15 protein-coding genes are annotated in these 15475 nt (G+C 52.3%); 4 read left to right on the forward strand and 11 right to left on the reverse strand.

The window, feature by feature from the left end; genetic code table 11:
* Positions 1 to 27: 27 nt before the first annotated feature.
* The 4 genes from FED52_RS09120 to FED52_RS09135 form a co-directional block, all read right to left on the reverse strand.
* Positions 28 to 1383 (reverse strand): cryptochrome/photolyase family protein, encoded by a 1356-nt coding sequence (locus tag FED52_RS09120; RefSeq protein ID WP_138859661.1) that lies wholly within the window; start codon positions 1381 to 1383, stop codon positions 28 to 30.
* Between the two features lie 52 nt (positions 1384 to 1435).
* Positions 1436 to 4873, reverse strand: a complete 3438-nt coding sequence (locus FED52_RS09125) for a pyruvate carboxylase (protein ID WP_138859662.1) — start codon at positions 4871 to 4873, stop codon at positions 1436 to 1438.
* Positions 4874 to 4904: 31 nt separating this feature from the next.
* Positions 4905 to 6140 (reverse strand): FtsW/RodA/SpoVE family cell cycle protein, encoded by a 1236-nt coding sequence (locus FED52_RS09130; RefSeq protein ID WP_138859663.1) that lies wholly within the window; start codon positions 6138 to 6140, stop codon positions 4905 to 4907.
* 86 nt (positions 6141 to 6226) lie between these two features.
* Entirely contained in the window at positions 6227 to 6505 is a 279-nt protein-coding gene (locus FED52_RS09135) for an Fpa/YlaN family protein (RefSeq protein WP_021067011.1), read from the reverse strand.
* Between the two features lie 172 nt (positions 6506 to 6677).
* Between FED52_RS09135 and FED52_RS09140 the strand changes: the two genes are divergently transcribed.
* Together FED52_RS09140 and FED52_RS09145 are read left to right on the forward strand one after the other, a co-directional pair.
* Positions 6678 to 7145, forward strand: coding sequence for a hypothetical protein (locus FED52_RS09140; RefSeq protein WP_138859664.1), 468 nt, complete (start codon positions 6678 to 6680; stop codon positions 7143 to 7145).
* A 94-nt stretch (positions 7146 to 7239) separates the two neighbouring features.
* Complete coding sequence (locus FED52_RS09145; RefSeq protein ID WP_034777035.1) at positions 7240 to 8451, forward strand: multidrug efflux MFS transporter; 1212 nt, start codon at positions 7240 to 7242, stop codon at positions 8449 to 8451.
* A gap of 28 nt (positions 8452 to 8479) precedes the next feature.
* Here FED52_RS09145 and FED52_RS09150 read toward each other — a convergent pair whose 3' ends face one another.
* Positions 8480 to 9796, reverse strand: a complete 1317-nt coding sequence (locus FED52_RS09150) for a PhoH family protein (protein ID WP_138859665.1) — start codon at positions 9794 to 9796, stop codon at positions 8480 to 8482.
* 33 nt (positions 9797 to 9829) lie between these two features.
* On the reverse strand, positions 9830 to 10279 hold the full coding sequence (locus FED52_RS09155) for a PNPOx family protein (RefSeq protein WP_138859666.1): 450 nt from the start codon (positions 10277 to 10279) through the stop codon (positions 9830 to 9832).
* Positions 10280 to 10391: 112 nt separating this feature from the next.
* Between FED52_RS09155 and FED52_RS09160 the strand changes: the two genes are divergently transcribed.
* On the forward strand, positions 10392 to 10592 hold the full coding sequence (locus FED52_RS09160; RefSeq protein WP_021067006.1) for a YlaI family protein: 201 nt from the start codon (positions 10392 to 10394) through the stop codon (positions 10590 to 10592).
* Between the two features lie 42 nt (positions 10593 to 10634).
* On the opposite strand, the gene FED52_RS09165 is transcribed toward FED52_RS09160, so the two are convergent.
* Positions 10635 to 10979, reverse strand: a complete 345-nt coding sequence (locus FED52_RS09165) for a YlaH-like family protein (RefSeq protein WP_232939276.1) — start codon at positions 10977 to 10979, stop codon at positions 10635 to 10637.
* Positions 10980 to 11066: 87 nt separating this feature from the next.
* Complete coding sequence (gene typA / locus FED52_RS09170) at positions 11067 to 12911, reverse strand: translational GTPase TypA (protein ID WP_138859667.1); 1845 nt, start codon at positions 12909 to 12911, stop codon at positions 11067 to 11069.
* A gap of 162 nt (positions 12912 to 13073) precedes the next feature.
* Between typA and FED52_RS13875 the strand changes: the two genes are divergently transcribed.
* Positions 13074 to 13250, forward strand: a complete 177-nt coding sequence (locus FED52_RS13875) for a hypothetical protein (protein WP_034777025.1) — start codon at positions 13074 to 13076, stop codon at positions 13248 to 13250.
* A gap of 61 nt (positions 13251 to 13311) precedes the next feature.
* Here the strand turns inward: FED52_RS13875 and FED52_RS09175 are convergent, their stop codons facing one another.
* From FED52_RS09175 to FED52_RS09185, 3 genes are all read right to left on the reverse strand, one after another.
* Positions 13312 to 14565 carry an inositol monophosphatase family protein gene (locus FED52_RS09175; protein ID WP_138859668.1) on the reverse strand — a complete coding sequence of 418 codons (1254 nt, stop codon included), beginning with the start codon at positions 14563 to 14565 and terminating at the stop codon, positions 13312 to 13314.
* A 79-nt stretch (positions 14566 to 14644) separates the two neighbouring features.
* Entirely contained in the window at positions 14645 to 14833 is a 189-nt protein-coding gene (locus FED52_RS09180) for a hypothetical protein (protein ID WP_015881266.1), read from the reverse strand.
* A gap of 246 nt (positions 14834 to 15079) precedes the next feature.
* Positions 15080 to 15346, reverse strand: coding sequence for a UPF0223 family protein (locus tag FED52_RS09185; RefSeq protein ID WP_034777021.1), 267 nt, complete (start codon positions 15344 to 15346; stop codon positions 15080 to 15082).
* Positions 15347 to 15475: the final 129 nt, after the last annotated feature.

The raw sequence follows: 15475 nt of genomic DNA on the forward strand, positions 1-15475 counted from the left end.
TTCATCGCTCCTTTTTTCTATGCCTATTTACTGTGCATCCTTGAACCGTTCGAGCGCTCGGGCCCGCGCTTCCTTATGGTCGACGATTGGGTCGACGTATCCGTCCCGCTCGCTGAGGTCGGGAAAGTGAATCGACTTTTTGTCGAGGTCGGCGAGTTCAGGCACATACTTCCGAATGAACGTCCCTTCGGTATCAAACTTCTCGGATTGCGTCGTCGGATTGAAGATGCGGAAGTACGGAACCGCATCCGTCCCGACCGAGGCGGCCCATTGCCAGCCGCCAATATTCGAGGCTGCCTCATAATCGATCAATTTCTGTTCGAAATAGCGTTCCCCTTTTCGCCAGTCGATCAGTAAATGTTTCGATAAGAACGAGGCGACGATCATCCGAAGCCGGTTGTGCATCCAACCTGTCTCGTTCAGTTGCCGCATCGCCGCGTCGACGATCGGGTAACCCGTCTTCCCCTCACACCACGCCTGAAAGTTCTCGGCATCGTATTCCCAGTCGAGATGCTTATATTTATCGTTGAACGGACGGTCTTTCAGTCCCGGGAATTGAACCATGATCATATAATAAAATTCGCGCCATAACAGCTCATCGTAAAACGTGTCGCGTCCGCTCGATTTCGGCGCCGACAGCACCGCTTCCGCCACGGTGCGGATCGACAACACCCCGGTCCGTAGATATGGAGAGAGCCGGCTCGTACCGGCGATCGCCGGGATATCGCGGTCCTCATCGTAGGCGTCGATCCGGTTGGCGACAAAATCATGCAAGCGTCGTTTCGCGGCCGCTTCTCCGAGCGCTTTCCACGAACGCTCGCACCGGTCGAACTGACGCCGCAATTCAGCAGGCACGACATGTTCGGTCGCGACGAGTTGCTTCAGCGCTGTCACATCGACATCATACGGTGCGGGCGGCGTTTCGGCGTAGGCCGCCTTTTTGAACGGCGTATACACTTTGTAAGGGTCGCCGTCTTTTTTCGTGAACGCGTTCGGGGCAAACAAATGCCGATCGAGCAGACGGATGACTTTGACGTCTTGCCCGAGCGCCTCGATGACGGCATCGTCGCGCTGCTTGAACGGTTCAATATACTCGGCGTTAAAGTATAGCGTGTCAAACTGACCGAGCGCTTCGACGAACACTTCGGCCGTGTCGGCGACGATGACACGCAGGCCGAGGCCGTTCTCCTTGAGCTCACCCATAAATTGTCGCATCGTCGCGAAAAAGTAATCGTGCCGCGTCTCGAACGGCTCGCAATAGTTCGGATTGAGCCAAAAGACGAACTCCAATTCATCGCCTGAAGCAGCGTCTTTCAATACCCGGTGTAACATATGATTATCAGTCAATCGAAAATCCGATCGAAACCAACAGACTCGTCTCATCTCTCCCACTCCTATCTAAAAAAGAAGCATAGCCGCGCTATGCTTCTTTCCATTATACAAACTCAATCAATAAGTCGTCACTTTGGATTGTGTCGCCTTCTTTAATATGGACCGCTTTGACTTCTCCGTCTTGCGCGGCTTGGACCGTCGTCTCCATCTTCATCGCTTCCGTGACGAGGAGCTGTTCCCCGCGATGGACACGGCTACCAGGTTCGACGAGCACTTTCAACACCGATCCCGGCATCGAAGCACCGACTTGTTTCGGGTTCGTCCGATCAACTTTCGGTCGGCTCGTCGTCGCCGACTTCACGTTCACGTCTTTGATTTCGATTTCACGCGGTACCCCGTTCATCTCATACGAGACAAGACGGATACCGTCCTCGTTCGCCGCACTGATTTGAACGAGTTTGATGATGAGCGTCTTCCCGGTCTCGATCTCGACTTGAATCGTCTCTCCGACGTTCAAGCCGTAGAAGAACGTTAACGTGTCGAGGACGGATACATCGCCATACGTCGTCGAATGGGTGACGTAATCCTCGAACACTTTCGGATACAACGCGTTCGAGAGCAGTTCGAAGTCCGTCACCGGGCGCTCGAGCTTCTCGAACAACTTCGTCTGCGCCGCCTTGAAATCATACGGTTCGATCAGTTTACCCGGACGTACGTCGAGCGGTTTTTCGCCTTTCAAGATGGCTTGTTGCACGTCTGTCGGGAATCCGCCTGGAGGCGTTCCGAGCTCACCGCGCATCATTTCGACGACCGAGTCTGGGAAGTCGAGTTGGTGACCCCGCTCGACCACATCTTGTTCGTTCAAGTTATGTTGGACCATGAACAGTGCCATGTCCCCGACAACTTTTGACGACGGCGTCACTTTGACGATATCGCCGAACAACATGTTGACGCGGGCGTACATCGCCTTCACTTCGCTCCAACGGTCGCCTAACCCGACCGCTTTCGCTTGTTGTTGCAAGTTTGAATACTGACCGCCCGGCATCTCATGCTCATAAACCGATGGGTTCGAAGCACGCATGTCGCTTTCGAACGGCTCATAGTTATGACGCACGTCTTGCCAGTAGTCGCTGATGACCTCGTAATGCTTCGCATCGATTTTCGGTTGACGTTCATGGTGATCGAGCGCATAAATCAAGCTGCCGCCTGAAGGTTGTGACGTCATGCCTGACATCGAGCTCGCAGCCACGTCGACGATGTCGACGCCCGCATCCGTCGCCCGGGCATACGTGAAGATTCCGTTGCCGGAAGCGTCATGCGTGTGCAAGTGGATCGGCAAATCGACGGCATCTTTCAAGGCTGAGACGAGCGCGTATGCCGACTCTGGCTTGAGCAGACCGGCCATGTCCTTGATGGCAAGGATGTGGGCCCCGCTCGCTTCGAGTTTCTTCGCCAAATCGACATAGTACGGCAAGTGGTACTTCGGACGGTTGCCATCGTACAGGTCGCCTGTATAACAAACGGCCGCTTCCGCGACTTTTCCTGTCGGTAACGTCGCGTCGATCGCAAGTTGAATCGACTCGAGGTTGTTCAAGCTGTCGAAGATCCGGAACACGTCGACACCCGCATAGGCCGCCTCATGGACGAACTGTTCGATGACGTTGTCGGCATAGTTTTTATACCCGACCGCATTCGCGCCGCGAAGCAACATTTGAATCAAGACGTTCGGCATCTTCTCGCGGAGCCGCATGAGGCGAACCCATGGGTCTTCCGAGAGGAAACGATAGGCGACGTCGAACGTGGCCCCGCCCCATGCCTCGACCGAGAATAGCTCTGGCATGAGTTTACTCGTCGGTTCGGCGATATTGACGATGTCTTGTGTCCGCATCCGCGTCGCAAGAAGCGACTGGTGCGCGTCTCGCATCGTCGTATCCGTCAACAACAGTTCAGGTTGACGTTTGATCCAATCGGCAAGGCCGTCCGGACCGAGCTCCGTCAAAATCTGTTTCGTACCTGGTTTGGCTTCAGCCGGAAGGTCTTGCGGAATCCGGACCGAGCGGCTAATCGGCTTATCTTTCAATCCGACACCCGGGAATCCATTCACGGTGACGTCGCCGATATAGTTGAGCAACTTCGTTCCACGGTCTTTCCGTTTCGGGAAGACGAACAGTTCTGGCGTCTCGTCGATGAACGACGTGTTGTAGTCACCGCTGATGAAGTTCTGGTGCTTCATCACGTTAATCAAGAACGGAATGTTCGTCTTGATGCCGCGAATCCGGAACTCGTTCAAGTTACGGACCATTTTCGAAGCCGCCTGTTCGAACGTCATGCCGTGTGTCGACAGCTTCACGAGAAGCGAGTCATAATACGGTGAAATCTCGGCCCCGACGTAAGCGTTCCCGCCGTCGAGTCGGACCCCGAAGCCGCCCGGAGAGCGGTACGCCATAATTTTGCCCGTGTCCGGCATAAAGTTGTTGCCCGGGTCTTCTGACGTGACACGTGACTGGATCGCGTAACCGAGCAATTTGATGTCTTCTTGTTTCGGCATATGGATGACGTCGCCGTGGAGCGACTCGCCTTGCGCGATCATGAGCTGGGTCTGCACGATATCGAAGCCGGTCACCATCTCTGTGATCGTGTGCTCGACTTGGATGCGCGGGTTGACCTCGATGAAGTAGAACGACTCGTCTTCCGTGACGAGGAACTCGACCGTCCCGGCGTTGATGTAGCCGACGTGGCGCATGAGCTTAACCGCCGCGTCACAAATCGCTTGGCGCGATTCCTCAGACAACGTCACACACGGTGCGACCTCGACGACTTTTTGATGTCGACGTTGGACCGAACAGTCACGTTCGAACAAATGAATGATGTTACCGTGATCGTCCCCGAGAATCTGAACCTCGATATGTTTTGGACGCTCCACTAATTTTTCTATGTACACTTCGTCTGAACCGAACGCTTGCTTCGCCTCTGACTTGGCACGTTCAATCAAATCTTTCATCTCGGCTTCCGTACGGATGACACGCATCCCGCGGCCGCCTCCGCCCATCGCCGCTTTGACCATGAGTGGGAACCCGTGCTCGTTCGCAAACTCGAGCGCGTCTTCGTATGATGTGAGCGGTCCGTTTGAACCTGGAATGACCGGGAGTCCGGCCGCGATCGCACTTTGACGGGCCCGAACTTTATCCCCGAACGCATGAAGATGCGATTCATTCGGACCGACGAAGATGATACCTTCTTCGCGGCAACGACGTGCGAGCTCGATGTTCTCAGATAAGAAACCGTATCCTGGGTGAATCGCGTCAGCCCCCGACTGTTTCGCGATTCGAATCACGTCCTCGATATCGAGATAGGCGTCAATCGGCTTTTTATCGAGACCGATCAAATATGCCTCGTCCGCTTTAAAGCGGTGTAACGAGCCGCTGTCTTCTTGTGAATAAACGGCGACTGTGCGCATTCCTAGTTCAGTGGCTGCCCTAAATACACGAATGGCGATTTCTCCACGGTTGGCTACAAGTAATTTGCTAATTGGTTTCAACATAAATCCCCCCATTTAAGTAGTTCGAACCTTCTTACCTGACAACATGTAACGATGAACCTTGCACGTTTTCGGCTGACTTCTCACGAATCTCAGCCCGTCTTGTCGCTTCCCGGTGCCGGTTTCGCATCGAGATGCTGCTGAGCACTCCGAGAATGCCCATCGTCATGATGAGTGACGTCCCGCCGTAACTGACGAGCGGAAGCGTGACCCCCGTCCCCGGGAACCAGCCCGACATCGCCCCGATATTGATCCCGGTTTGGACCATGATTTGGGCAGCGATGCCGAATGAAACGAACATCGCGAAGTGACTATCGCTATGGTTAGCGATATTGACGGCGCGGAACGCGATGAAAAAGAGCAGGACGAGGACGACGACGACACCGACAAAACCGAGCTCTTCCGCGATGATGGACATGATGTAGTCCGTCTCCGGTTCGGGCAGATACCCATACTTCTGATAACTGTTGCCGAGACCGACACCGGTCAACCCACCATGTACAATCGAGATGATCGACATGAGCAATTGGTGACCATAGCCTTCAGGGTCCATGAACGGATTGAAGACGACTTCGATTCGACTGCGCTGGTTTTCCGAGAAGATGGTCGTGAACATCAAATAGACGGCCCCAATCCCAGCGAGCACCGACGGGATGATGATTCGGAGCGGCGCCCCGACAGCGAGCCACATGAGGAACATGATGGCGCCGAGAACGAACAACCCCCCCATATCCGGTTGGCCGTTGATGGCAATCGCATACGGGAGAAAGAAGTAGATGACCGGAATCACGAAGAAGGCACCGGCTTGGGCCCGTAATCCTTTTTTCGTGATCGCGGCTCGGCCGAGTCGTCCCGGCAACCCTTTCAGTTCATTGTTCCACAGCTGGTGATAATAGTTCGCGAGCAATAAAATCAACACGAACTTGGCGATCTCGACCGGTTGCATCGTGAATCCGCCAATGATGAGCCACGCCCGCGCCCCGTTGAGCGGTATCATCGCCCACGTGATGAACAAGAGCACGACCGATACGAAATAGAGGCCGTACAAAATATTTGGTTTTCGAAAGTTCTCATAGCGGAACATCGTCGCAATCAAATAGACGACAATCCCGAGTCCAGCGTAGAAGAGTTGCCGATAGAACAAACCGCTGTTCGCGTAATCCCCGCGATTCCATACGCTCGCACTGTAAATCATGATCGAGCTGATTCCGACAAGCATGAGCACCGCAATGAACAGTGAGAAATCAAAGTACCGAAACCGAGTTTTCATGTTTTCACTTCCTTATGTACAACAATCCTTGACCCATTATAAAAAAATACTCAAACAGCGCCGCTTGCACAGTTTGAGTATAAGGTTCATAAATCTGAAGCTTCCGCGAGGGCGGACAGCTTTTGTTCCAATGAATCGAGCAGTCCTTTACCTTCAATGTCTGAAATGAGTCCAAGACGGACCGCAAAATCAATTTGGCGTGATAGACCGAACATATGTGTATCAAGCACCTCTTCATAAAGCGGGCACTTCGGCATTTTTAGGTTTTCTAACTGCACTTCAATCAAACAACGGATTTTTTCAGCGTCTGCCTCTAATAGTTGAAGCGCTTGCTCCCGTTGGACTGCAGCCAAATTTGTCGCCACTACGACCCCTCCTCCGTACAATGACAGACTGTTTGTCATAACTCAACTGTACATTATATTTCATCATAATTCAATGAACAGTCTGGATTCACTACGAGTTTCTCGCAGTTTCCCTTTTTCCCCGGAAGAGCTGTATAATGTACAGTGTATCGTGAATAAAGGGGGCGTATCAATGATTTTTCCACTAGACGGAGCGGTTCGTCACGCGTTGACGATCGACCCGACCGTATGGATTTTCGACGACCGCAAGCGGAACATCGAGGAACTCGACCGCGCGGTTGAGAATGATAATGAAGCGTATTATGCCAAGATGGGGAAGGCATGGGACGACGGCTTGACACAAGGGACACGTGTCGACCACAATAAACCGATGACTCGGGCCGATAAAGACGCGGCGCTTCGCGACTCGTTCGCGATGCCGTTCGCTCCGTTCCTGCAAAACGCTGAACCAATCGCTACGGCGACACACGTCAGCTTTTATGGGGAATCGGTGCTCACGCTACCAATCGATGAGGCGCGCACCGTCTATCTACAGTTCTCGAAGGACGGGAAAGTGCTCACGGACGGCCCGGTATACGTCTTGCATAATCAGCAAGTTTTGCGCGGCGTCCACCATATCGCAGTGCGAACAGAAGCTTGATCGAGAAGGCCATAGCGCCTTCTCATTTTTTTGGACTTTTTACTTCACAAAGTGTAACATATAGGTTATGGAAAAACTTCATGTTTGAAAGGTCGTGACGCTTACGTATCCTTTATGGAAGAAAAACTTAATCATCGTTTGGATCGGTAGCTTTTTGACGGCGGCCTCGATGAGCCTCGTCTTACCGTTCCTCCCCTTATTTATCGAAGAGCTGGGGGTCACGAATCCCGATCACGTCGTCACCTGGTCAGCCGTCGCTTTCGGGGCCACATTCCTCGTGGCCGCCATCGTCTCCCCGCTCTGGGGAAGGCTCGCCGACCAAAAAGGCCGCAAACTGATGCTCATTCGGGCAAGTCTCGGCATGGCTGTCGTGATGACGCTCATCAGTTTCGTCCAAGACGTGTATCAACTCGTCGGGCTTCGGCTCCTCATGGGTGCCGTCTCCGGGTTCATCTCGGCAGGGATCACCCTCGTCGCTTCACAAACGCCAAAAGAGAAAAGTGGCTGGGCGCTCGGTACCTTGTCGACCGGTGGCATCACCGGCGGACTCCTCGGTCCATTGATTGGAGGACTCCTCGCCGACTGGATTGGGCTTCGACCCGTTTTTCTCTTGACCGGCAGTGCCCTATTTATCACGTTCATCATCACACTCGTGTTCGTCAAAGAGGACTTCGTCCCGGTGGCGCGCGAACGGCTAGATTCGACCAAATCGATCATCGCCTCCCTCCGCCATCCGCAACTGATCTTAAGTCTCTTTTTAACGACGTTTTTAATCACCTTCTCGACGCAGTCGGTCGGTCCGTTACTGACACTGTATGTCCGGGAATTGAACCCGTATACGACATCGCTCGCCTTTATCGCCGGCATCGTCGCCTCGGCACCGGGTGTGGCCGCGCTCATTTCCGCACAGCGGCTCGGGCGGCTATCGGACCGGTACGGGGCTGAACGCATCTTGTTTTGGGCGCTCATCGTCTATAGTGCCTTCTTGATTCCACAGGCGTTCGTGACGTCGACGACGCAACTCGTCGTGTTGCGATTCGGCCTCGGTTTTGCCACCGCGGCGCTCATGCCGTCCGTGCAGTCGCTTTTGCGACAACACACGCCGAGCCGAGCGGCCGGGCGCATCTTCTCTTATAATCAGTCGGCCCAGTTCATGGGTAACCTGCTCGGACCGTTGTTCGGGTCTCAAGTCGTCGCGCATTTCGGCTTCTCCGCCCTCTTCATCGTGACCGGTTTGATCATGTTGACGAACGCCTTGCTCGAAAAATCGAACGTGCAAGTGGCACTTCATCCGAATACGAAATAAACGCCGAGCAGCCGCTCGGCGTTTTTCGTTATAGTAAATCGGCTGCCAACCGGGCGAGCGACGAGCGCTCCCCTTTGATGAGTTGGACGTGGCCGAATACGTTTTGCCCTTTGAACCGTTCGACGGCGTACGTGAGACCGTTCGAATATTCATCCAAATATGGGTGATCGATTTGATACGGGTCGCCGACGAGGACGATTTTCGAATTCTCCCCGACGCGGGTCAGGATCGTCTTGATCTCGTGTTTCGTCAAGTTCTGGGCCTCATCGATGATGATGAACTGGTCCGGCATGCTGCGGCCACGGATATACGTGAGCGCCTCGAGCTGAATCGATTTGATGCCGGCCAAGATGTTCCCGAGCTCGTCTTTCGAATTGGCATTAAACAAAAACTCTAAGTTATCGTAAATCGGTTGCATCCAAGGCCGCAGCTTCTCTTCCATCTCCCCCGGCAAGTAGCCGATATCGTTCCCCATTGGGACGACCGGACGGGCGACGACAAGCTTATTGAAACGACGCTCGTCTTCCACGAGAGACAACCCGGCCGCGAGCGCGAGAAGTGTCTTCCCGGTTCCGGCTTTCCCGAGCAACGTCACGAACGGGATATCGTCACGAAGCAACAAGTCGAGTGCCATCCGCTGTTGGACGTTGCGCGGATGGATGCCCCAAACGTGTTCGACGTCTAGGGAGAGCGGACGAAGGATCGGTTGCAGCGCATCGACGACCGCGACTGCGCTCGCTTTCGAGACGTTGCTTTTTAAAACGACGAATGAATTCGGGTACAGTTGATTTTTCGTCAACGCAGACAGCGGCAGCTGCCGGACTTTGTAAAATTCATCGATGACGGCTTGATCGACCTCGATCTCCCGGTAGCCGGCATATAGGTTCGTCGTATCGACGATATGGTCGGTCAAATAGTCTTCGGCTTCAATACCGATCGCGTCCGCCTTGACGCGAACAAGTATATCTTTCGAGACGACGACGACTTTACGGGTCCGGTCGTGCTCGTATTGTTTCATCAGGGCGAGCGCCACGGTCAAAATGCGGTTATCGTTCGTCATGACGTCGAACGGGAAATCGACGGTATGTTCATGGCCGATCTCGACAAACAAGTGACCGCCATTCTCGAGCGGCACCCCGTCATGCAGTTTCCCGGTCGTGCGGAGTTGGTCGAGTACACGCGCCGTCTCACGGGCGTTACGTCCGACCTCGTCCATATTGCGTTTTTTGCCGTCAAGCTCTTCTAATACGATGGCGGGGATGACGACATCGTGCTCATCGAATTGGAACAAGGATAGTGGATCGTGTAAGAGTACGTTCGTATCGAGCACATACGTTTTTTTCATAGACTTTGCCGCCCCTCGAAAATAGGATGGTGATCAAGAATTCAAACTCTCCTTGACTTCACGGTCCAGCTTTTCTGCTGCTTCGACATCGTACGTCTTGACGATGTCCGGTTGTCCATATGTCGCCCCGTAAAAGGAGACGTTACGGACTTCTTCAACGTGCCCTTCAAAAAAGCAAAGGTGCAATCCCGGCTTCACGCTTGGCTCGAACTCGGCCACATGCGACAAGGCCACACTGTAAGCCAGGCCTCCTTCTATAAAGATGAGACTTGCGGTCCGTTCATTCCCAAGCAACGTGATCAAATGCGAATTTTTCGTCAAGGCGAAACGTATCGTTACTTCATTCGGCGCTTGCACCCAGCTGATGGCATGGGTGATCGGCCACCGTTTCGGTTCGTCAAATGTGGTTAAAAATGTCAATGGCATATCATTCAACGTACCTTGTTGTGCCTTTGAGAGTTCGAACGCGGCTTTGCTCGCCATATACTCCCCTCCTCCCGAACGGGTATACGAAATGGATTCGCCCTTACAAACCTCTTTCCCTGCTTTTCTCTCCTGAAATCATGCTATAATCAACGAAGAGGAAGGTGAGACCATGCGCGTAAAGTGCTCTCTTTGTGACAAAATCGATACGATTGATTCGTGGTCGTTCGAAGCGAAACGACTTCGTAATAAACCTGCTAAAACGTACATGTGCCAGACGTGTCAAGAACGCATCACCGCGCGAACCGCGGAGCGTGCCGCGACCGGCCAATTCCACCTATATCCATCGTTCCGTCAAAAACGGAGATGGTAATCAAAAATGGACGTTTCGCCCTCGGGCGAAACGTCCATTTTTTCAGTGTGATTCGACGCCTTGTCGACGGTTCCACCAAAGGCGGCCCCGGTAAATCGCCAAGACGACAGCCATGACAAGGAGAACTTCTGGAATCGGCCATGTGAAGAAGACGAGCGCCATCGTGCCTGCCCCAAGTGCGAGCAACATATAGACGACGAGCGACTTCCACCATGTCAATTGTTTGGCAAAACCTAATTTAAACACGAGTATCGTCAATAAGATGACCGTGATGATCAAGGCGTTAAACCCGACCGAGAAGTCGTTCGCGTCACTGCCGACGCCAAGTAGCGAGGCAATCCACGGCACATCGATTTGTGTGATGTCCATCGTTTGAGAAGCTTTCAAGCTGATAATCCCCCTTTATTTCCTTCACAACCATTCTACACTATCCAAAACAAAAGGGAACGCCTAGGCGCTCCCTTTTTTTCTGACTTATTCTTTACCAAGTTTACGACGTTTGTCAGCTTTCTCGCGTTCGTTCTTGTTCAAGACTTTTTTACGGAGACGGATTGACTCCGGCGTGATTTCACAGTACTCGTCATCGTTCAAGAACGTGAGCGACTCTTCGAGTGAGAAGACACGTGGACGTTTCAAGACTTGTGTCGAGTCTTTTGCTGAAGCACGCATGTTCGTCAACTGTTTGCCTTTGACAGCGTTGATCGCGAGGTCGACGTCGCGGTTACATTCACCGATTATCATTCCCTCGTATACTTCTACACCTGGCTCGATGAAGATCGTTCCACGGTCTTCAAGGGCACCGATCGAGTAAGCCGTCGACTTACCAGGTTCGATACAAACCATGACACCGCTGCGGCGGCCGCCGATGTCAGCAGAGATGAACGGACGGTACTCTTCGAACGTGTGGTTCAAGATTCCGTATCCGCGTGTCGCTGACAAGAACTCGTTACGATATCCGATGAGGCCACGTGAAGGAACGATGAATTCCATACGTGTTTGACCATTGTCGTTCGTGTTCATGTTGGCAAGTTCACCTTTACGGAGACCGATTGATTCCATGACTGAACCCGTGTACTCTTCTGGGACGTCAACGATGACGCGCTCGAACGGTTCGATTTTCGTACCATCTTCGTCTTCACGGATGATAACTTGTGGTTTCGAAACTTGAAGTTCGTAGCCCTCACGACGCATGTTCTCGATCAAGATCCCGAGGTGAAGCTCACCGCGGCCTGAAACGACCCATTGGTCAGGTGAATCAGTGTTCTCGACACGGAGTGAAACGTCCGTCTCGAGTTGTTTCATCAAACGCTCTTCGATTTTACGTGCCGTCACGAAATCGCCTTCGCGTCCTGCGAACGGTGAGTTGTTTGTCATGAAACGCATTTGAAGTGTTGGCTCATCGATGCGGAGAAGCGGAAGTGGCTCTTCTTTACCGACTGGCGTGACCGTCTCACCGACGTTGATGTCTTCCATCCCGGCGATGGCGATCAAGTCACCAGCTTTGGCTTCTTCGATTTCAACACGTTTGAGGCCGAAGTAACCGAACAATTTAGTGACGCGCAATTGTTTGATTGATCCGTCTGTTTTGCAAAGTGACACTGATTCGCCAACTTTGATTTTCCCACGGAAGACGCGACCGACACCGATTCGGCCGAGGTAGTTGTCGTAGTCGAGCATCGTGACTTGGAACTGAAGCGGCTCATCCGAGTTATCGATTGGTGCCGGTGTGTTCTCAAGAATCGTGTCGAGCACGTACGTGATTGTATCTTCTTGCTTCTCTGGATCAGGATCGAACGAACTTGAACCGCTGACAGCAGACGTATAGACGACAGGGAATTCAAGTTGATCTTCATCTGCTCCAAGGTCGATCAACAAGTCGACAACTTCGTCGACGACGTCGAGTGGGCGTACCATCGGCTTGTCGATTTTGTTAACGACAACGATTGGACGGAGACCTTGGTCGAGTGCTTTCTTCAATACGAAACGCGTTTGCGGCATGCAGCCTTCACGTGCATCGACAACGAGGATAACGCCGTCAACCATACGCATGATCCGCTCAACTTCACCACCGAAATCGGCGTGACCTGGTGTATCAACAATGTTGATGCGTGTATCTTTATAATCGATTGCCGTGTTTTTAGCGAGAATCGTGATTCCGCGTTCACGTTCGATGTCGTTCGAGTCCATGGCGCGTTCTGCGACCATTTCGTTTGTCCGGAATGTACCAGACTGTTTCAATAATTCATCGACGAGCGTTGTTTTACCATGGTCAACGTGGGCGATGATGGCTACGTTCCGAAGGTTAGTTCTTACATTCATGTAGTTAGTCCTCTCTTATTTAAAAAAGTTTCATCTTTTATTCAACTTTAAGAGTATAGCACACGTCCCACCACCTTTGTCGAGTGTTATCAACTGTTAACGTTTCCAAACGCATCATTTTTGACTACAATAAAGAAGACTAGAGAAAAAGGGGGAATCTCCATGCAACTCATGTTCGTTTTAATCGCGACCGCGGTCGTCGCCGGTTTCGTCGGCATCGGAATTGGGGTGGCCGAAGGAAGTGCCGCCATCATCATCGGCAGTCTCGCCTTGAGCGGCATCGCCACGTTCTTCGGTATCAACTTACGCCGTCGCGTCCTCTCTGACCGACGTCCATAACAGAAGGCCCGGGCGCTGCGCCCGGGCCTTGTTTATGAGCTTGTCCTTCTGTCTGACACGCTTATAAGTCGCGTGTCAGACAGATGCGGTCACGCAAGGCGAGCCCGTCCTCTTCGATTGGCGGATAACCATGGCTCGGGAAGTAGTCGCGCTCGACCGAGTCGAAGCGGAAGCCAGCTTGTTGATAAAATCGCAACTGGACGATGCTCGAGTTGCCCGTACAGACGAGCATCTGCTTCGCACCGCTTTGCTCGGCCCGACGAATCGCGTCTTGGAGCAGCCGTTGTCCGATCGTCTGGTTTTGCCGCTCCGGCTTGACGGCGATATTGACGAGCTCGAGCAGCGTTTCACTGCGCCGCACCAACATATACGCTCCGACGCGTTCTCCGCCGAGCGTCGCTTCATATGTCTCTCCCGCTTCATACTGCTCACGCACCATCGCCTCATTCGGATTGGCCAAGACGAGCAAGTCCCGGACACGGTCGTAGGAGCCGTTGATCCCAATCTGAAGATCAGGTCTCACTTCCGGCGCCACTCCTTTGGCGATGACATAGTGTTTGACGACATCTTTGACGAACGTCTCGCTACCGGCAAGGACCGACGTCTTCCCGTCATAACGGACCGGTTCCCCGTAAATTGAGACGACTCTGCCTCCGACTTCCTCGACGAGCAGTTTTCCAGCCGCATAATCCCACGGCATATTCCGCATCGTGATGTACCCGTCGACCCGACCCGCGGCGAGCCACGCGAGTTCGAGTGACGCGGCGCCATGGGCCCGCGTGCCGACCGAGTCGCGCACGATTGGGGCGAGTACTTCCGGAGCGATCTGCTGATTCGGTGTGACCCAAGTCGCGTTCATGCTCAGGAAGGCGTCACGGACATGATGTTCTTGGATGGCCGGAAGCTTACGACCGTTCAGCGTCGTCCCAACGCCGCGACGTGCCACGAACAGCTCATCCGCCATCACATCATAGACGAAGCCGTATTCGACGACCCCATCGATCATGACGGCCACTGAGATGGCGAACATGCGCTTCTGATGGATGAAGTTCAACGTCCCATCGATCGGATCGACAAACCAGACCGTTCCGGACAAGTCATCCGGCCCTGTCGAGATCCCTTCTTCCCCGATGATGTGATGCTCGGGATACGTTTCACGGATACGGTCGACAATCAACTGTTCGACGGCTCGATCGATTTCTGTGACCAAATCCCCTTTACCTGTCTTTCGTTCGATGCGATAGCTCTCATCGATTTTTTGCCGAATATATTCCCCTGCTTGTTTAATCAAGTCAATCGCGAACCATTCCAACATGTTTATCACCTCTATTATGTATTGTACCAAACAAAAACCAGTATCCGCATGGAATACTGGTTGAATGAGTGGTTGTGGGTCAGGCTTCGAGACGCAAAAGTTCTTGGCGATATTTCTCTAACCGATGCTTGCTAGCCTGGACAGTGGCATCGTCTTGTGACGCCATCGCATCGAAGAGAGTTGCCAATTCATAATCAATCTCTAAGCGCAGCACCGGAATCCGTTTTTCTGCGTCTTTTCTTTTGAATGCCTCGATCACTTGTTTCATGAGATGCCACACTCCTTTAGTTGGGCTACAAGTTACGGTTTAGTGAGTTGAATTGAGTATATCAGATGAGATTCAAAAAGGAAAGAAAATTGTCTGACTATTTTGAATTTTTTATCTTAGTGAGTATATTCCCATTTCAACTGACGCTAAACCTGAAATAACTGTTAATAATATGTACCCTATTTAAAAGACAAATAACAAAAAAAGCATAAGAAAACTGTTCTGTTCTCCCATGCTTTCCAGCAGTTACAATTTTATAATCTTTGCATTTGATTTTAGGGCCGCTTGGACCGTACGATAGGTAGAGTATCCGGTCTGTTCGTCGTGCACGGCGCTCAGTTGTTTTTCTTCTGATTTCGATGTCACGATTTGTTTGAACGACCGATACGCATCCAAAAACGTTTCGCGGTCGACACCGCCTTCATTGGCAAGGGCGACTTGATTATAGAACTCGACGACTTCTATGAGCTCATCCGTCGTCCAGTCCGGATTAATCGGATAGTTGATTTGCATATTCTTCACCTCGACAACCATTGTATCAACAAAAAAAACTATTGCAAGTTGGGATAGAAATCACTATAGTTTTTTTGTTGCATTGTTTTTTAAAAGATGAATTATAAAATTAAGTGCAACACCTGAACG

The organism is Exiguobacterium mexicanum (assembly GCF_005960665.1).
Taxonomy (GTDB): domain Bacteria; phylum Bacillota; class Bacilli; order Exiguobacteriales; family Exiguobacteriaceae; genus Exiguobacterium; species Exiguobacterium mexicanum_A.